Genomic DNA, 18,258 nt, shown 5'->3' with positions numbered 1-18,258 from the left:
CTCTCGTTCGATTTCCTCGAACTGATGGGAAACATTTCACACGCCGGAAGAAGCGCACCAGTACACAACGCACAAGTCGACCCGTGAAAAACACATGGTTCCAGGTATTCAAATCGGCCAAATCCTCGGCCTGACACGGTATTTGGCGTTCGATCGCAGGGGTTTCGATAAGCTTTCAGCGCCCACTGCAAGGGAATCCCGCCCGCTCCGAAAGGCACCCGTGATACGACTCGCATGGCGGACCCTTTCGGGCCGCAGGGCCAGCTGGGCAGCCAGTTTCGTGGCGCTCGTGCTCGCACTCGTCATGACAACCGCGTGCGCCGTTCTGCTGGAGTCGAGCACGCGCGCCGACTCCCCTGCCGAGCGGTACGCGGCAGCGGACGTGGTCGTCGGCGGGCAGCCGTTCGTGCCCCGGGCCGAGGAACTCCGTACGACGCTGGACCGGCTGCCGTCCGTCGAGCGGGCCGTGCCCGAACTGTCCTTTCCCACCACGGCGGTGGACGCGTCGGGCAGGACCGTCGAGGCGCCCTGGGACGGGCCGTCCCTGGGGCACTCCTGGGAGAGCGCCGTCCTCGGGCCGTTCGCACTGCGGGCGGGCCGCGCCCCCGGCGGCGACCGGGAGGTCGTGCTGGACAGCGCCCTGGCCGGGCGCCTCGGCGCCCGGGTGGGCGGCACCGTACGCCTGACCGGTCCGGACGGGCTGCGCCCCTACCAGGTCTCCGGCATCGCCGACCCGCCCCGGAAGCCGGCGCGCCAGTACGCCGTGTTCCACACCCCGCGGGAGGCGGAGCGGCTCGCGGCCTCGGCGCAGCCGGTGCGGGCGTTGGGCGTGCTGGCGAAGGGCGGGGCGGACCCCCTGGCGCTCCGGCGGCAGGTCGAGACGGCCGTCGACGGCCTGTACGGGGACGACTCCGGGACCGTCGTGGTCGCCTCCGGCGCCGGGCGGGCGGACGCGGAGTTCTGGGATGTGCCGTCGCCCGCGTCGGTGCTCTCCTCCCTCGTCGGGACGTTCGGAGCGCTGTCGCTGTTCGTGGCGGGGTTCGTCGTCTCCGGCACGCTGACGCTGGCGGTCGCCGGGCGGTTGACCGAGATCGGCCTGCTGCGGGCCGTCGCGGCGACCAAGGGCCAGATCCGCCGGATGATCGCGGTGGAGATCCTCCTGGTGACCGCGGCGGCGGCGCTGCTCGGTGTGCCGGGCGGGGTCGGGGTGGCGGCGCTGCTGCACCGGGTCCTGGTGAACGGTGAGGTGCTGCCCCCGTCGTTCCCGCTGTCCGTGGGGCCCCTCGCGCCCTGGGCGACGGTCGTCCTGGCCTCGGTCGTGGCGCAGCTCGCGGCGTTCGCGGCCGCGCGGCGGGCGTCGCGGGTGCGGCCGGTGGAGGTGCTGCGCGAGTCGGCCGCGCCGGCGCCGAGGCTGGGGTGGCGGCGGGTGCTGCTCGGGGTGTGCGTGCTGGCCGGGGCGGGCGGCTGTCTCGGCGCGGTGGCGGCGGGCCGTCTGGACGGTGGCGGTGGCACGGCCGAGAGCATGGTGCTGGTCCTGATGGTCGGGGTGGCGCTGCTGGCACCGCTGATCTGCCGGGTCGCCGGTGCCGTGCTGCTGATTCCGGTGCGTCCGCTCCTGCCCCGGGACGGCGCGCTGGCGGTCCGCAACCTCCTGCGCCAGCACGTACGGCTGGCCGCCACCGTGACACCGCTCGTGCTGTCCGTCTCCCTCACCGGCACGCTGCTCTGCGTACCGCTGGTCACCTCTCAGGGTGCGCAACAGGCGGAGCACGAACGGCTGGTGGCCGACCACGTGGTGTCCGCGGCCGGGCCGGGCATCGCGCCGGGGTTCGCGGAGCGGGCCGCCCGGCTGCCCGGCGTGGCGGCGGCCTCCGGGCAACTGTCCGTGGGCGGCGAGCTGAGCCGCGCGGACGCCGGTGGGGGTGACGCCGCCTCCGTCATCGGCGGCAGCCTGGTCGCGATGCGGGAGGAGGCCGTGCCCCGCCTCCTGGACCTCGGCGTCCACGACGGCTCGCTCGACCGCCTCGGCGGCACGTCCGTGGCCCTCGGCGACAGCGCGGCCGCGAGCCTGGGGGTCACCGTCGGCGACCGCGTCCGGGTCGACTGGGACGACGGCGGCCGGGACACGTACCGCGTCGCGGCCGTCTACGCCCGCGACCGCGGCTTCGCCGACGCGCTGCTGCCCCGCTCCTCGGCGGCCCGGCACGCGGCCTCCCCGCTGGACGACACCGTCCTCGTACGGACCGCTCCGGGAGCCGATCGGAGCGCGGTCGAGCGGGAACTCCAGGCCCTGGCGGCGGACTTCCCGGGCGCGCGGGTCGGTGACGGGGACACCGGGAGCGCCTCGGGATCCGGCGCCAACCTGTTCGTGCTGCTGCTCCTGATCATGATCAACCTGTTCACCGCCGTCTCCGTGGTGAACACCCTGAGCATGGCGACGGCCGGCCGGCGCCGGGAGTTCGCCCTGCTGCGGCTGGCCGGCGCGCAGTCCGCGCAGGTCCTGCGGATGCTGGCCTGGGAGGCCGTGCTGACCTGCGCGGTCGCGCTGCTGCTGGCCGCCCTGGTCTGCGGGTCCGTACTGGTCCCGCTCAGCATCGCGCTCACCGGCTCGGCCGTCCCGGCCCTGGCAGGCGGCCCGTTGACGGCACTGGCCGCCGGGGCACCCGTGATCACGGTCGCGACGGTCACCCTCGCCGGCCTGCTGGCCCTGCGGAGCTCCGCGGCCACGCCCGGGGGCCTGGCGAGGGCCGTCTCATGACCACCGCCGCACCCCCGGGATCTCACACCTGGCCGGAGGCCCCGTCCGCCACGGTGCCCCGACTCGCGCACGGCAGCGCCACCGCGAGCCGGAACCCGCCCTCACCGTCCGGCCCGGCACTCAGCACACCACCCCGCTCCGCGACCCGCTCCCGGAGATTGCGCAGACCGCTGCCGCCGGATTCCGGACGCGACCTGCCCGGCCCCTCCGCAAGGTGTGACCGAGCCGGTTCCTCGCCCGGAGCGACCCCGTCATTCGTCACCTCCAGGCGCGCCCACACACCGTCCGCCCGCCCGCTGTCCATGGTGAGGCGGATGGCGCAGTGGCGGGCCTTGCTGTGCCGCAGCGCGTTGGTGACGCCCTCCCGGACCACGATGGCCAGCGTTTCGTCGACCGGCCCCGGCAGCGGGCTCCCGGCCAGTTCGACATCGGCACCGACGTGGAGGGACTCCAGCAGCCCGGCGGCCGCCCGCGCCTCCCGCTCCAGGCTCAGCATGCGGTACCCGGCGGACACCGCCCGTACCTCCGACAGCGCATGCCGGGCCAGGGCCTGGGTGCGTGCCAGCTCCTCCTCGGCGCGCTGCGGGTCGCTGCGGACCAGCCATTGGATCTGCTCGCTCTGCAACGCCACGGCCGTCAGCGAGTAGCCGCACAGATCGTGCAGGTCACGCGCGAAGCGCAGCCGTTCACGGTCGACCGCCTGCCGCGCCAGTTCGGTCCGGGCCGCCTGCAGTTCCTCGGCCAGGTCCGCGAGCCGCACCACACCGAACAGGGCCAGGCCGCCCACCACGTGGGACACCGCCGAGTTGAGGCCCTGCCATGCCGTCTCGCCCAGAGCGGCGACGAGCGGCACCTGCAGTGCGGACAGCACGACGAACGCCGTCCACGCGTGCGGCACGGGGCTCGTCAGCAGCACCGCGGCGGCGAGGGACCCCGGGATGCCGACCCAGGTGTCCTGGAAGAAGCAGTACGGCGCATAGGTCACCGCTCCGTGCGCGACCAGCGACCACGGCCACCACGGCTTGCGGCGGCGCACCGCGGCACGTGTGGAGTGCAGCAGATGAAGGCCCAGCGTCACGGCCAGCACGGCCGTCGCCACCACGAGATGGCCGACCCCGTCGCGGTTGGCCGCCGTCGCCCCGACCGAGGCCACGAAGAAGCCGACCGGCACCAGAAACACAATGGCCCGCGCGACGCGCGGACTTCCCCCGTCCCGCCCCATGTCCCCCCTTGTGGAAGTGTTTTGAAGCGTTTCACGAATCCCCCACACGCGAGGATACGCCGCAGCCGACCGATTGGTCGGGTGACAGGGGCAGGCTTCCCGCGCCACCGCCCACGCGCGATCATGACCCCTGGAACCGAACCGTGGGCCGGACCACGGGCCGTGAAAGGGGCACGACGTGCGGCTGCGCTGCGCTGTACTGGACGACTTTCAGCAGGTGGCGACCGAGGTCGCCGACTGGTCGGTGGTCGCGGACAACGTGGAGGTCGTGGCCTTCGACCGCCACATCGAAGGTGAGGACGACCTGGCCGCGGCCCTGGCCGGGTTCGACATCGTGGTGACCCTGCGCGAACGCGTGCCGTTCCCCGGGTCGCTGATCGCCCGGCTGCCCCGGCTGAAACTGATCGTCGCCTCCGGCATGCGGAACTCCGTGATCGACTACGCGGCCGCCGAGGCGCACGGCGTCACGGTGTGCGGCACGGCCAGTTCCTCAACCCCGCCCGTGGAACTGACCTGGGCACTGCTGCTCGGCCTCGCCCGCGGCATCGTCGAGGAGAACACCGCCCTGCGCTCCGGCGGCCCCTGGCAGGGCACGGTCGGCGCCGACCTGCACGGCCGCCACCTCGGGCTCCTCGGCCTGGGGAAGATCGGCAGCCGCGTCGCCCAGGTCGGTCTCGCATTCGGTATGCGGGTCAGTGCCTGGAGCCAGAACCTCACCCGTGAGCGCGCCGACGAGGGCGGTGTGGGACTCGCCTCCTCCAAGGAAGAGCTGCTCGGGAACAGCGACTTCGTGTCGGTCCACCTCGCGCTCGGCGACCGCACCCGCGGTCTGCTCGGCCCCGCCGAACTCGCCCTCCTCAAGCCGACCGCCTACCTGATCAACACCTCGCGCGCCGCGATCGTCGATCAGGACGCCCTCCTCGACGCCCTGTACGAGGGCCGGATCGCCGGTGCCGGCGTCGACGTCTTCGACATCGAGCCCCTGCCCGCCGACCACCCGATGCGCACGGCCCCGCGCCTGCTCGCCACCCCGCACCTCGGTTACGTCTCCCGGGCCAACTACGTGACGTACTACGGCCAGGCGGTCGAGGACATCCAGGCTTTTCTGGCCGGTTCGCCCATACGTCTCCTGGCCCCCCGCTGAGGCGTGCCGACCGGTGACGCCCCGCCAGGCGGTCACGGCGCTCGGGACGTCGGCGGCTGCGACCGGCACGTCCCGCGATACACCCTCAGGCCTCGCCGTGCCCGTTCGCGTGCCGCGCGTACGCACCCGGCTCGTACGGACTACGCGTACCGGTAGATCTGACTGTGGTCCTCCAACTGGTCCGGTGTGACGTTCCACGGCGGCATCCTCTGGTGCCGCGCGAGGACCCGGCCGTGTTGCGCGTCCCCCCGGGCGAGCGGCTTCGCGGGAAGGTAGCGGGCGCCCGGGTGCCGCCGCTGCCAGCGGGACCAGAGAAGGTCCACGAAGGCGTGGTGGAACCAGAAGACGGGGTCGTTGACAGATGCGCCGCCCACCATGTGGCCGCCGACCCAACGGTGGACCCGGTTGTGGGTCCGCCACGAAGCGGCGCCCCGCCCGGGCCCCCACCCTTCCAGCTTGTTGCGGAACCCTTTGCCCGATCCGGAGTTCCAGGGTGCCGTGTCGTAGACGGGATCGTTGAGGACCCCCTCCAGATCCTGGGCCGTGGGCAGCGCGATCGGGTCCCGGGGACGGCCCAGGTCCCGCGTGAGGAACTCCGTGTCGGTGATCCCCACCTTGATCGTCCACATGCCCTGGCGATGGGCGAAGGGGCCGGACATCACCCGCCGGTCGGAACGCCGCCCAGTGCCGCCCAGCAGGTCATCGGTCCACGGTACGGCCGTCGGCGTGCGGTTGCGTGTCCAGTCCCAGTACGGCACGGTCACGGACTCGTCCACGCGACGCAACGCGTTCTCCAGGTCCAACAGGAACCTGCGGTGCCAGGGCAGGAAGGAGGGCGCCATGTGGGCGGCACGCAGGCCGTCCTCACCGTCGGGGGTGTAGTACTCGATGTGCGTACGTACGAACGAATCGTACTCGCCGCGTCGTTTGAGCTCCAGCAGCGCGTTGACGAGCCGGCGTCGTTCGGACCGGGTGAGCGTGCTGACGTCCTTACGCGTGTACACCATGGCCATGCTCCCCCTCGGGGCCCTTGGTCCCGTTCTCCGTGCGGCTGTCCCGCTCACCCGGTGTGCCGAGCCGTGCGCCGGGACCGAGTTCGTCGACGGCGGCGCGCGCGGCGGCGAGCGGGGTCGCGTAGGACTGGTAGTGGTCGACCATGCTCATCCAGCTGCCGTCCGCACGGCGCATCAGATGCAGCGGCCGCCCGTCCACGGTGACGTGCCATGCGCTCGGGCCGTCCTCCCCGGGTCGCCCGGCGTCGGACCTGACACCTGCGATGCGGCGCCCGCGATACGTCTCGTCGAACCGTTCCGCGTCTCCTGTCGGTCCCGGCGCCTTCCCCTCCGGTCCCGGCGCCTTCGGGGTCGTCCCCGACGCCACCAGAACCGGGGCGAGAGCCACCGTGAACGCCGATGCGAACAGCCCCCACAGCGCCCGGCGCCGCACCGTGGCCCTGGCGCGGTGCGCGGCGGGCGACTTCACCGCAGTGCGTGCGGAGTCAGTAGCCGCGAGCGTGGGCGCCGCGGGGCGCTCTGGTTGTGGGTGCAGTGGTTTACCGGTTCGCAATGCCTGCTTCCTCCTCGCCCTGACAGACGGTCGCGTGACACACACTCGACGAGCCGATCCCCTGCGTGGGGAATGGGCCCGCGGGATACTGCTCAGCCCTGCGCCTGCAGTCCGGGAGCCAGTCGAGCGCTCTCGCGGTCGACGGCCTTCTTCGTCTCCTTGGCGGTGCCGGGCAGGAATTCCCTGATCTCCGTGTCGAGCGCCTCCGGCTGGTGGCCCGCCGACCGCTGGTCGACATGCTTCGTGACCTTGTCCGCCTCTTCGGCGAGGTCGGCGGCCTGGACCTTCGACACCTCGAGAGCGACAGCGGGGGTGGCGGCGCCGGTCATGACCAGGGACCCGACAACGAGGGCGGCAGCCTTCAGGCGCTTCATCATGTTCCTTTCTGCGGCAACTCTAAAGTCACGAGTTACTCCATCCCCTTCAACGAGGCCCGGACCGAGCGGAAACCCCGCACGCAGAACTTTCGGCGGCTCACACGGAAGGTCACCCGAATGAAGGCCATGTCTGGTCTCGGCGAGCATGGAAGTTCCTTTCACCGGAGCCCCGCCGGGGGTGGCCTGCACACCTGACGCAGGGTCAGAACGTGCGAACTCGCATGTCTTGCCCTATATGTCCCGAATATCGGTCTAGAGTGACGCGTCGAACCAACCGACAACCTGAAGTTCCCCGTGAAGGAGCAACGCCGGTCATGCGTCACTCCCAAGACCTCTACACCGCGGCACACAGCGGGATTCGCCTGCCTGACGGCCCCTCACAGCAGGACGGCCGTCTTCAAGACTGTCCCGCACGGTGATGACCGGCTGGCCTTCCGGATCGTCACGCGACGCGATGCGGCTGGAAACCTCACCCCGCGTCCTCCACGTCACCCAGCCGGTGGGCGGCGGCGTCGCCGGAGTGGTCACCGAACTGGTGCGCGCCCAGCGGGCGGCCGGTTTCGACGTCTCGGTCGCGTGCCCCGACAGCAGTCTGCGACGGGTGCTGCGGGAACTGGGCGCGGACGTACGGCACTGGCCCGCCGTGCAGGCGCCGGGACCATCGCTTGTCGGTGAGGTGCTCCGGCTCGCCCGCGTCGTCGAAGAGGTTCGGCCCGATGTGCTGCACGCGCACAGCGCCAAGGCCGGACTCGCGGCCCGGATGGCGGTGCGGGGGCGGATCCCGACGGTGTTCCAGCCGCACGCCTGGTCGTTCGAGGCAGTCGGCGGCGGCACCGCGGCAGCCGCCACGGCGTGGGAACGTTGGGCGGCGCGCTGGACCGCCCGCGTGGTGTGCGTCAGTAAGGCCGAACGCGCGCGAGGCCAACGCGCCGGGGTGCGCGCCCACTGGCGGGTGATCCCCAACGGCATCGATCCGGTGCGTTTCCACCCCGCCGCCGTCGCCACCGTACGCCCGGCCCTCGCACCGCTCGCCGGACTGGATCCGGCCGCTTTGCTGGTGGTCTGTGTGGGGCGGCTGTGTCGGCAGAAAGGGCAGGACGTGCTGCTCGATGCGTGGCCCTCGGTGCTGCGACGGGTGCCCGGAGCCCGGCTGGCGCTCGTCGGGGACGGGCCGCAGGAGCGGCCGCTGCGGTACCGCGCGCCCGAGAGTGTGCTGTTCACCGGGGCCGTCACCGATGCCGTCCCCTGGTACCAGGCCGCCGACCTCGTGGTGCTGCCGTCCCGTTGGGAAGGCATGGCGCTCGCCCCTCTGGAGGCGATGGCGTGTGAGCGTCCCACGGTGGTCACGGACGTGGCCGGAGCACGCGAGAGCCTGCCGCCCGGTCACACAACGCACTGTTTGGTGCCCCCGGGCCGGCCGGGACCGTTGGCCGACGCGCTCACCAGGGCGCTGCTCGACCCGCAACTGCGCGCGTCGCTCGGAGCCCAGGGGCGCCGCCATGTACTGGCCGCGCACGACGTGCGGCGCTCGTCCGAGGCGATCGCGGATCTCTACCGCGAACTACTCGGCGTCCGGCGCACGGCGGCCCACCGCGCGGAACCCACCGAGTGCAGGGAGCCGATCCGCTCGTGACCGCCGAACGTACCGTCCCTCCCCCCGGTGGTCCGCCCCCGGAGCGGGGATTCCCTCCCGTCTCGGTCATCCACCCGCGCGGCACCGTCGGCGACCTGCGGCTTCCCGCCGAGCGGCGCACCGCAAGGCGGCGCACCACCGCGCTGCCTCTGCTCGCCGCTGACGCGGCCGCAGCGCTCACCACCGCTCCCGCGCTCCCGCATTACCTGGTGGCCGCGCCCCTGCTGCTCGCCGTCCTCCTGCTGAACGCCCGGGCGGCTTTGTACCGCCCCGCCGCCGTACCCGCCGTCCTCGACGAACTCCCCGCCGTCTGCGCACGGGTCGCGATGAGTTGGTGCGCACTCGCGGCCGCGGTCGCGGCGCTCTCCCCCACACACGCCCTGTCCGTCCGTACGCTGCTGACCGGCAGCGTCCTGCAGTCGGCGGCGAGTTGGGCGGGCCGCGGCGCGGTGCACTGGCACCGGCGCCGGGCGCTCGCCCGCCATCCCGCTGCGGCCCTCGTCGTCGGCCCGGCCGCCACCGCCCCGCGCGTGGCCGCCGCCTTCCTGCGCCACCCCGCCTCCGGCCTCAGGCCGGTCGGTGTCCTGTCCGACGGCGGGGCCGACGGCGGGGGGCTGCCGGTGCTCAGCACGGATGAGGAGGCGCTGCGGGCCGTTGTCCAGAACAGCGTGCGGGCCGTTCTCATCGTGGGCCCTGCAGGCGAACGCACCGCGCTGCTGCGGAAGTTGGCCGATGCGGGCTGCGATCTCTGGGAGGTCGACATGCACCTGCCGGCACCCGGCCGGGCCGGGGACACGGCGTACGACGAGGCCGGAGACCCTCCCCGCCGCCGGTCCCGGCGGGAGCGGATCGCGGGCTTCTCCTGCTGTCGCTTGGAGGTCGACCGACGCCCCGACAGTCCCGCCAAGAGAGGCCTCGACGTCCTTGTCTCCGGGATCCTGCTCGTCCTCGCCGGCCCGGTGCTGATGGTCTGCGCGGTCGTGCTGCGGGTCAGCGACGGGCCCCGGGTCCTCTTCCGTCAGGAGCGTGTCGGCAGGGGCGGCCGCCCCTTCACGCTGCTGAAGTTCCGCACCCATCGCCCGGCCGACCCGCACGAGGCGGCGACCCGCTGGAGCGTGGCGGGCGATCGGAACATGAGCCGCTTCTGCAGCTTCCTGCGCCGCACCTCGCTCGACGAGCTGCCCCAGCTGTGGAACGTCTTCCGGGGCGACATGACCCTGGTCGGCCCCCGCCCCGAACGGCCCTACTTCGTCGCCGTGTTCAGCCATACCTACCCCGGTTACGCCGCTCGCCACCGCATGCGGACCGGCCTCACCGGACTCGCCCAGATCCATGGGCTGCGCGGAGACACCTCCATCGAGGACCGCGCCCGGTTCGACAACGCGTACATCGACAACTGGTCGCTGTGGCAGGACGTGTGCATCCTGCTGCGCACCGTCGCCGCGCTGGTCCGTCCAACAGGGAGCTGAACACCGGTGAGCCACGCCTACGCCCTGCCCGCCGCGCGCGTGCTGACACCCGTCCTGCCGGTGGTCGCGGTGATCGCCCTGCTGGCGCTGCCCGTCGCGCAGGGCGGGCAGGGCGGGCAGGGCGGCGCGACCCTCGCCGACGCCGCGTCCGGTGCCGTCGTACTGTGCTGCGCCGTGCGTCTTCTGTACCTCCGGCGACGCCCCCTGTCGCCCACCGCCGCCGTGGTCCTGGGCCTGCCCGTGGTGGGGCTCGCGGTCGCGGCGGCGGGAGCCGAAGTGCCGGGCACGGCGGTCACGGGCTTTGCGCGATATCTGCAGATCTTCGTCGTCGTACCGGCGGCCGTCGTGCTGCTCGTCCGCGACCGGCGCGACGTCCGGCTGCTGGCCTGGTCGGTGGTGGGGCTCGCGGTGTGGCAGGGAGCCATCGGGGTGCACCAGTACGTGACCGGGACCGGCGCCTCGTACATGGGCCGGGAGATCCGTGCCGTCGGCACCTTCGGCCCCGGCGACATCATGGGGATGGCGACCGTGGTCGCCTTCGGGCTGGTGTGCGCGGTGGGGCTGGCGCTGGGCTCCGCACCGGTACGCAGGGGGCACCTCCCTGCCCGAGCGGAGCCGAGAGCCTGGGAGCGGGGGTGGGCCCTGGTGTGCGCACTGCTGCTGGTGGTGCCGCTGGCGGTGTCCTTCAGCCGGGGCGCATGGATCGCGACGGCCCTCGCATGTACGGTGCAACTGGTCCTGGCGGGCCTGCGACGCGCGGTCAGGGTGGGCGTGGTCGTGGCCGCCGTCGCCGTGATTCTCGTCGGCGGGTTCGGTGTCGGCTCCGCGCTGCTTCACGAGAGGCTCGGCAGCATCGGGCAGGTCGCGGACGCTCCCGACCACTCGGTCTCCGACCGCTACGCCCTGTGGGCGGCAGCCGCCGGCATGTGGCGCGAGCGGCCACTGACGGGCGTCGGCCTCAAGGGCTTCCCCGAGCACCGCGACGGGCATGCCACGCTGGCGCTGTCCTCAGGAAGTGACACGGAGGGCGCGGGCGCGGCGTACCGGAAGCAGCCGCTGCTCTCACCCCACAGCATGTACCTGCTGGTGCTGGGCGAGCAGGGGCTGATCGGGCTTCTGACCCTGGCGGGGAGCTGGCTGGCGCTGCTGGTGCTGGGGCTGCGCAGGCTGGCGCAGGCCCGGCGAGCGAGGAACCCCGGGCTCGACTGCGGGCTCATCGCCTTTGGCCTGCTGGTCTGGCACCTGGTCAACTTCACGTACGCCGACATCGGCGGCCCCTCGACCGTGCTCACCGCCGTCTGCCTCGGTCTGTCGGCGTGGTGGGCGCTGGCCGGTCCCGACGGGACCGTCGCCGAGGAGGCTGCGGCACGATGACCCTCACCCCGCCACGGGCCGAGGACACCACCGACTCCCTGGCGCGCGCCGACGCCCAAGGCCCGGAGACCAGCGGCGTCAGGCCCGTCTCGGAGGGTTTCCTCGCCAGAGCCGCCCTCGTCACCGTCGTTCTCTCCCTGGCAGGTGCTCTGCTCGGCCTCGGCCGGGACCAGGTGCTGGCCCACCTCTTCGGGGCGGGGCGTGAGACGGACGCCTTCCTGGTCGCCTGGACCGTGCCGGAGTTCGCGGCGACACTGCTGATCGAGGACGGGCTGGCCTTCGCACTCGTGCCGGCGTTCAGCGCGGTCCTGGCCCGCCGCGGCCAGGACGACACGGGCGACCCGGTGCGTGCCCTGGTCCGCGGCACGCTGCCTCGTCTGGCACTGGCGTTCTCCGTGGTGTCGGCCCTGGTCGTATGGGGGGCGCCGTACCTGGTCCAGGTGCTGGCGCCAGGGCTCCCGGACCCCGGGCTCGCCGTGGACTGCACCCGGCTGACCGGCACCTGTGTCCTGACCTTCGGCCTCGCCGGCTATTGCAGCGCGGCCCTGCGCGCGCACCGCCGGTTCGTCGCGCCCGCGGCCATCTACGTCGCCTACAACGCCGCCATCATCACGGCGATGTTCGTCCTCGGCGCCCGTTGGGGCGTACGGGCGACCGCTGTCGGAGTCTCGGTGGGCGGCGCACTCATGGTGGTCACCCAACTTCCGTCGCTGCTACGGCGCTTGCACCGCGTGCCGACCGCCGCGGAGACAACCGCGGCAGCCAGGGCAGCATCACGGCACTCCGTGAATCTCGCTCTCATCGTCACGGTCCTGCTCTTCGCCCTGTGCCGCCAGTCCCAGGTCCTCATCGAGCGTTTCCTGGCCTCCTCGCTTCCCGCCGGGGCCATCTCGCATCTGAACTACGCCCAGAAGGTGGCCCAGATGCCGATGGTGCTCGCCCTGATGCTGTGCACGGTCACCTTCCCGGTCGTGTCGCAGGCGCTGGCCCAGGGCAACACCGAGCGGGCCCGCGACCGCGTCGAGCGCGACCTCCGGGCGGTGTCGTCCTTCGTGCTGCTCGGCACCGCGGCCGTCGTCGCCTGCGCCCCGCAGCTCGTCCAGGTCCTGTTCCAGCGAGGCGCGTTCACCGCGCAGGACGCCACGGCGACCGCCGCCGTCATGCGCGTGTACGCGCTCGGGCTGCTCGGCCACGCCCTGGTGGGCGCGCTCGTCCGGTCGTATTTCGCGGCGGGGCGGCCCACCTGGTACCCGGTGGGCGCGATGGCCGCCGGGATCGTCGCCACCTCGTGGATCGGCGCGGTGACGGCCGGCTCGTGGGGCGTCCTGGGAATCGCCGCGGCCAACGCGGCCGGTATCACCCTCACCGCCCTGATCCTGCTGTACGGCATGGATGCGCACGGCGTGCCGATCCGCATCCGGCCACTGCTGGCCGCGATGGGCAGGCCGCTGCGCGCGGCCGTAGTGGCCTGCGGGGCGGGCGGGTTCTGCGCGAGCCTCGTCGACTCCCCCATCGTCGGGTTCGCGGCCGGCTGCACGGTCGTGACCGTCGTCTTCTTCCTGCTCGCCCGGATGCCGGGCGAGCAGCGCCTCGCATCCGCACTCCGCACCGTCACCGGGAGGCTCCCGCATGCTCGTTTCCGCTGACCAAGCGCCTTCCACCGCCCCCCGTCCCGACAGGCTCCGGCCCGGACCGGGCCCGTCCCCCTGGGTAGCGATGTACCACTCCGTCGGCGACTGCTCCGACGACCCGTACCGCGTCACCGTCTCCCCCGGCCGCCTGGACCGGCAGCTCGGCTGGCTCCGCCGCCGGGGCCTGCGCGGCGTCGGTGTGCAGGAGCTGCTCGCCGCGCGCGCCCGGGGCGGGGGACAGGATCTGGTGGGGCTGACCTTCGACGACGGGTACGCCGACTTCCTCACGCACGCCCTGCCGCTGCTGCGCCGCCACGGCTGCGACGCCACCCTGTTCGTGCTGCCGGGCAGGCTGGGCGGCGAGAACGCCTGGGACCCGGACGGTCCGCGCAAGCCACTGCTGTCAGCGGAGGGCATCCGGCACGCCGCCGCCGAGGGTGTCGAGATCGGTTCGCACGGCCTCACGCACGTGGACCTGACCCGGGCCGACGACGCCCTGCTCCGTGCCGAGGTGAGGGACAGCAGAGCAGCGCTCCGCGAGGTGACCGGGGCAGACGTCCACGGGTTCTGCTACCCGTACGGACGGGTGGACCGCCGCGCCGTCGGCGCCGTACGGGACGCGGGCTACGGCTATGCCTGCGCCACCGGCCCCGGTGACCTGTCCGGCCTTCTCGCCATCCCCCGCGTCCACATCGGCGAACGGGACACGGCCTGGCGCCTGCGCCTCAAGCGCGTGCTGCGCCGCCGCCCCGTCGAGGGAGTGTGAGCCTTGGCCATGTCCGGGCTGAAGGTTCTGCACATCATCACCGGCCTCGGCGTCGGCGGTGCCGAACAGCAACTCCGGCTGCTGCTGCGCCACCTGCCCGTCGACTGCGACGTCGTGACGCTCACCAACCCCGGCCCGGTCGCAGAGAGACTGACGGAGGACGGTGTCCGCGTCATCCACCTCGGCATGTCCGGGAACCGTGACCTGTCCGCCCTGCCCCGGCTGGTCCGCCTGATCCGGTCCGGCCGCTACGACCTCGTACACACCCACCTTTACCGAGCCTGTGTGTACGGCAGAATCGCCGCGCGCCTGGCGGGTGTCCGGGCCGTGGTGGCCACCGAACACTCCCTCGGCGCCACACAACTGGAGGGCCGCGCCCTGACCGCCGGCGTGCGCGCGCTGTACCTGGCCGGCGAGCGGCTGGGCCGCACCACGGTCGCGGTCTCGCCCACGGTGGCCGACCGGCTCCGGCGCTGGGGCGTGCCCGAGCCACGCATCGAGGTCGTGCCCAACGGCATCGACGTGGCCCGCTTCCGCTTCGACCCGGTCAGCCGCGAGCACACCCGGCGCCGTCTCGGCCTGCCTCCGGACGCGTATGTCGTCGGCGGCATCGGTCGGCTGACCGCGGGCAAGCGGTTCGGTGTCCTGATCGGCGCTCTGGCTCGGCTCCCCCGCGACTGCCGGCTCCTGCTGGTCGGCGGTGGCCCGGACGAGAACGCGCTGCGGCGCACCGCCCAGCGGGCCGGAGTGACCGACCGGATGCTGTTCACCGGCGAACGGCCGTACGATGCCGACGGCGCCCGAAGCCTCGATCTGCCGTCGCTGACCTCGGCGATGGACGTGCTGGCCTCACCGAGCCCGGAGGAGGCCTTCGGGCTCGCCGTCGTGGAGGGCCTGGCGGCGGGGCTGCCGGTGCTGTACGCCTCCTGCCCGGCGATCGACGACCTGCCGCCCGACTTCACCACCGTCACCCGCCGGGTGACGGGTGGCCCGGACGCGTTCGCCCGCGCCCTGACCGAGACCCGCGCCCTGATCGGGGCCGAGCGGTCGCACCCACCGACCCGTCCGGTGTCCGCCGCCGCCCGCCATTACTGCATCACGCGCAGCGCCGCACAGCTCATGAACGTGTACGCCGCCGCAGTCTCCTGCTCGCCCCCGTCCCCACCCCTGGGAGTGACCGACCGATGACCTCGATGACCTCCACGACCGAATGTCCGGCTCCCCCGGCACCCACACCCCGGAAGCGTCCGCTGCTGAGGCGGCTGAAAGCACTGCCGCCGTGGTCCCTGATCGCGGTAGGCACCGTCACCGGAGGCCTCGCCGGGGGCGCCTACGGCGTCCTCACACCGCCCGCCTACTCGGCCACCTCCTACGTCGTCGTCGTACCGAGCGCCGAGTCGGACCCGCAGTCCGCACTCGGCTTCGCCCAGGCGTACGGCCGGGTCGCCACGCAGCTGGCAGTCCTCGGGGACGCCCAGGTGTGGGCGGGCGTACCGGTGAAGACGCTGCGCGACAGCGTACGGTCGGCGACCTCGCCGGACGCCCCGATGGTCTCCCTGACGGCCACATCGGCGCGCGCCGGTCTCGCCACCGACATGGCCAACGCCGTCTCCCGCTCGCTGATCGAGTACGCCAAGGACACCAAGGGCGCCACGCACGTCGAACTCCTGCAGCTCTCCAGGGCCGTCAAGCCCACGGAGCCGTCCTCGGCACCCCCGGCGCTGACGGGCCTGGTGGGCGCCGGTGCGGGCGTCCTGCTGGGGGGCCTCGCGTTGCTGGTCCGCCCCCGGCCCACCGCCGCCGACGCTGCCCGCACCGTCGCCGTGCCCGGCCCGGCCACCGCCGCCGACGCCCAAGGGCAGCCGTGAGCGGCGCACTACGGGCGGAGGCTGCGGCCCTGCCGACCGGCATCGGCTCCCTGAGGGCCGAACTGTGCACTGACGAGCGGGCGTTCGCCGCCCTGGGACCCGCCTGGGAGCATCTGTACCGCAACTGCGAGGCGGCAACGCCGTTCCAGAGTCACGCCTGGCTCCACTCGTGGTGGACGTCGTACGGGAGGCCGGGCCGGCTGCGGCTGGTACTGGTGCACGACGCCGCAGGCGGCGAGCTCCGCGCGGCTGCGCCGCTGATGTGGACCGGGCACCCGCTGCCCCGGCTCGTTCCGCTCGGCGGGGCGATCTCCGACTACGGGGACGTACTGCTCGACGACGAACACGCGGACCGAGCGGCAACCGCACTCGCCGAGGCCCTCTCGGCCGCTGCCCGCACCGCACTGATCGACTTGCGTGAGGTCCGACCGGGCGGCGCCGCGGAGCGGGTGTACGAGCGCTGGCGCGGCCCCCGGCGGCGGTTGACCGACTCGGTGTGCCTGGAGCTGCCGGCCCGCCCGATGGACGAGTTGCTCAGCCGGCTGCCGACCGGGCGGGCGCAGCGGGTCCGCACCAAGATCCGCAAGCTCGACAAGCTCGGAGTCGAGCACCGCCTCGTCCGGTACGACGAGGTGGACTCTGCCGTGCGTACCATGCTGGAACTGCACCGCCTCCAGTGGCAGGACCGCAAGGTGACCGCCGAGCACCTCCGCCCCCGCTTCCATGAGCACCTGGCCCGCTCGCTCGGCCCGATGGTCCGGTCCGGGGACGCCCTCGTGAGCGAGTTCCGGGTCGGCGGCGAGGTGCTCGCCGTCGACGTGACCCTGCTGTCGCGAAGGCTGGCGGGCGCCTATCTGTGTGGCGCCCATCCGTGGCTGCGGGAGCGGAAGGCGGACGTCGCCACCATGCTGCTGCGCGCCTGCGCCGACCAGGTGGCCGGCGGCGAGCGCCAGGTGCTCAGCCTGCTGCGCGGGGCCGAGCCGTACAAGTCCCGCTGGCGCCCGGACGCCGTGGTCAACCAGAGGCTGCTGCTGGCCCGACGGCGCACCGCCCCGCTGCTGTCGGCGGTCGCCTGCGATGTCGGCACGCGCAGCCGGGGCAGGGCGCTGGTGCGCGGCCGGTGGGAAGCGGTAGCGGCAGCATCTGATCGGCCGCTACCACCGTGAGGCCGATGCATCATCGGCCCCAGGGGGACCACCACGTCGACGACCACCAGTCGCGGCGGATACAGACCCGCCAACCGAGCCAGTGCTCGGCCCAGTCTCCCAGGTCCACCGGCGAGCAGTCCTGGGAAGGCAGTGGCGCCGGGGTGGTCTCGGGCACAGGCGTCGGTGCCGGTGCGGGAGTCGGCGCGGGCTCGGTCCGCCCGTAGAGCGCGGACCGGTACACCGCGGCCGCCTTCGAGTTCTGACGGCACTGCCACACACCGTGCGGGCAGTAGTCGGTGAGAGTGTTGTACAGCGGCTTGTGCTCGTCGATCCAGGCGAGCATGCGCCGCATGTACTCCGGGTTGTCGCCGTTGCGGAACAGGCCCCACTCCGGATACGAAAGGGGCTTGCCGTGCGCCTTCGCGAAGTCCACGTGCGCCCGCAGCCCGTACGGCTCCGCCACCTGCCCGTCGAACGACGTCCCCCGCGGCTGGTCGTAGGCGTCCATACCGATGATGTCGACCGTGTCGTCCCCCGGGTAGCACTCCGTCCAGGGAACCGCGTCGCGCCCACGGCTGGGCGTGAAGTCGAACCGGAACCTCTGGCCCGGCACCGAGCGCATCGCGCCGACGATCCTGTTCCAGTACGCCTTCCACGCCTCCGGGTCCGGTCCGCACCGATGCGTGTACGTCGTGCCGTTCATCTCCCAGCCGAGCACGAGGACGGTGTCCGGCACCTTCAACCCGATCAGCCGCTCCGCCAGGCGGCGGTAGTGCGCGTCGAATTCCCCGGCCGCGCCCCGGCGCAGCAGCGCCCGCACCTCGTCATCGGAGACGCCCTCCTCGTTGCGCTCCAGCATGGGCACGTTGAGCACGAGAATCCGGTCGTCCCTCTCCCGGCGCCAGTCCGCCCAGGCATCGAGGAAGCGGGGGGCACCTTCGATGTTGGTCCAGAGGTCGCCGGGCAGGTAGGTGTGCCCCACACGCAGGTCGGCACCGCCCAGCCACCGACTGAGCAAGGCCATCCGGGCCACGCCTCGGGGGCCGTAGTCGAGGTAGGCGCCGGTGGCGGGTAGCGGGGCAGGTTCGGCGGGAAGGGCAGGCGGTACAAGTGAAGGAGACGATTCGCCGCCGGTAGCCGCTGTCGGCACCGGCCTCTTGGCGGCCCCCTCCGCCCCGGTACCCACCGCGTGCCCCGGACCCGGCAGCAGGGCGGCCGAAACGGCGATACCGGCCACGAGGTGCACGAGCCGTCTGCTGTGGAGCCGTTGCTTCGCGGCCATGGCTGCTCCTTCGTCCGCTC

The 18,258-nt window shown here is 73.0% G+C and carries 15 protein-coding genes; 10 read left to right on the top strand and 5 right to left on the bottom strand.

Translation table 11 applies throughout. The features are described 5' to 3' along the window. The first annotated feature begins 94 nt into the window (after window positions 1-94). Window positions 95-2,758: an ABC transporter permease gene (locus G3I77_RS00590; protein WP_282572364.1), complete on the top strand. Its 2,664-nt coding sequence runs from the start codon at window positions 95-97 to the stop codon at window positions 2,756-2,758. A gap of 22 nt (window positions 2,759-2,780) precedes the next feature. Here G3I77_RS00590 and G3I77_RS00585 read toward each other — a convergent pair whose 3' ends face one another. Further along, window positions 2,781-3,929, bottom strand: coding sequence for a histidine kinase (locus G3I77_RS00585; protein WP_248500417.1), 1,149 nt, complete (start codon window positions 3,927-3,929; stop codon window positions 2,781-2,783). 229 nt (window positions 3,930-4,158) lie between these two features. On the opposite strand from G3I77_RS00585, the gene G3I77_RS00580 reads away from it, so the two are divergent. Beyond that, complete coding sequence (locus G3I77_RS00580; protein ID WP_248500416.1) at window positions 4,159-5,124, top strand: D-2-hydroxyacid dehydrogenase family protein; 966 nt, start codon at window positions 4,159-4,161, stop codon at window positions 5,122-5,124. Between the two features lie 140 nt (window positions 5,125-5,264). Here the strand turns inward: G3I77_RS00580 and G3I77_RS00575 are convergent, their stop codons facing one another. From G3I77_RS00575 to G3I77_RS00565, 3 genes are all read right to left on the bottom strand, one after another. Then, the gene (locus tag G3I77_RS00575) at window positions 5,265-6,131 is read right to left on the bottom strand and encodes a tyrosinase family protein (protein WP_248500415.1); all 867 of its coding nucleotides are present in this window, start codon (window positions 6,129-6,131) and stop codon (window positions 5,265-5,267) included. Beyond that, window positions 6,115-6,606 carry a tyrosinase cofactor gene (locus tag G3I77_RS00570; protein ID WP_248500414.1) on the bottom strand — a complete coding sequence of 164 codons (492 nt, stop codon included), beginning with the start codon at window positions 6,604-6,606 and terminating at the stop codon, window positions 6,115-6,117. Before G3I77_RS00570 ends, G3I77_RS00575 begins: the two co-directional genes overlap by 17 nt. A 176-nt stretch (window positions 6,607-6,782) precedes the next feature. Next, window positions 6,783-7,067, bottom strand: coding sequence for a hypothetical protein (locus tag G3I77_RS00565; protein WP_248500413.1), 285 nt, complete (start codon window positions 7,065-7,067; stop codon window positions 6,783-6,785). A 454-nt stretch (window positions 7,068-7,521) separates the two neighbouring features. Between G3I77_RS00565 and G3I77_RS00560 the strand changes: the two genes are divergently transcribed. From G3I77_RS00560 to G3I77_RS00525, 8 genes are all read left to right on the top strand, one after another. Beyond that, a complete protein-coding gene (locus G3I77_RS00560; protein ID WP_248500412.1) occupies window positions 7,522-8,700 on the top strand; it encodes a glycosyltransferase family 4 protein in 1,179 nt (392 codons plus the stop codon). Continuing rightward, entirely contained in the window at window positions 8,697-10,169 is a 1,473-nt protein-coding gene (locus G3I77_RS00555) for an exopolysaccharide biosynthesis polyprenyl glycosylphosphotransferase (protein ID WP_248500411.1), read from the top strand. The genes G3I77_RS00560 and G3I77_RS00555 overlap by 4 nt, the downstream gene beginning before the upstream one ends. A gap of 6 nt (window positions 10,170-10,175) precedes the next feature. Continuing rightward, window positions 10,176-11,543 (top strand): O-antigen ligase family protein, encoded by a 1,368-nt coding sequence (locus G3I77_RS00550; protein ID WP_248500410.1) that lies wholly within the window; start codon window positions 10,176-10,178, stop codon window positions 11,541-11,543. After that, window positions 11,540-13,189 (top strand): murein biosynthesis integral membrane protein MurJ, encoded by a 1,650-nt coding sequence (gene murJ, locus G3I77_RS00545; protein ID WP_248500409.1) that lies wholly within the window; start codon window positions 11,540-11,542, stop codon window positions 13,187-13,189. The genes G3I77_RS00550 and murJ overlap by 4 nt, the downstream gene beginning before the upstream one ends. A gap of 70 nt (window positions 13,190-13,259) precedes the next feature. Beyond that, complete coding sequence (locus tag G3I77_RS00540) at window positions 13,260-13,940, top strand: polysaccharide deacetylase family protein (RefSeq protein WP_308311350.1); 681 nt, start codon at window positions 13,260-13,262, stop codon at window positions 13,938-13,940. 18 nt (window positions 13,941-13,958) lie between these two features. Next, the gene (locus tag G3I77_RS00535; RefSeq protein WP_248501426.1) at window positions 13,959-15,128 is read left to right on the top strand and encodes a glycosyltransferase; all 1,170 of its coding nucleotides are present in this window, start codon (window positions 13,959-13,961) and stop codon (window positions 15,126-15,128) included. Continuing rightward, window positions 15,125-15,808, top strand: coding sequence for a lipopolysaccharide biosynthesis protein (locus tag G3I77_RS00530; RefSeq protein WP_374385071.1), 684 nt, complete (start codon window positions 15,125-15,127; stop codon window positions 15,806-15,808). The genes G3I77_RS00535 and G3I77_RS00530 overlap by 4 nt, the downstream gene beginning before the upstream one ends. Window positions 15,809-15,837: 29 nt before the next feature. Continuing rightward, window positions 15,838-16,974, top strand: coding sequence for a GNAT family N-acetyltransferase (locus tag G3I77_RS00525; protein WP_248501424.1), 1,137 nt, complete (start codon window positions 15,838-15,840; stop codon window positions 16,972-16,974). A gap of 10 nt (window positions 16,975-16,984) precedes the next feature. On the opposite strand, the gene G3I77_RS00520 is transcribed toward G3I77_RS00525, so the two are convergent. Then, a complete protein-coding gene (locus G3I77_RS00520) occupies window positions 16,985-18,238 on the bottom strand; it encodes a glycoside hydrolase family 26 protein (protein ID WP_248500407.1) in 1,254 nt (417 codons plus the stop codon). Window positions 18,239-18,258 lie beyond the last annotated feature (20 nt).

The organism is Streptomyces sp. D2-8, from assembly GCF_023184515.1.
In the GTDB taxonomy this organism is placed as follows: domain Bacteria; phylum Actinomycetota; class Actinomycetes; order Streptomycetales; family Streptomycetaceae; genus Streptomyces.
Note: the sequence above shows the minus strand (reverse complement) of the source record. Positions and strands in the feature narration are given on the sequence as shown.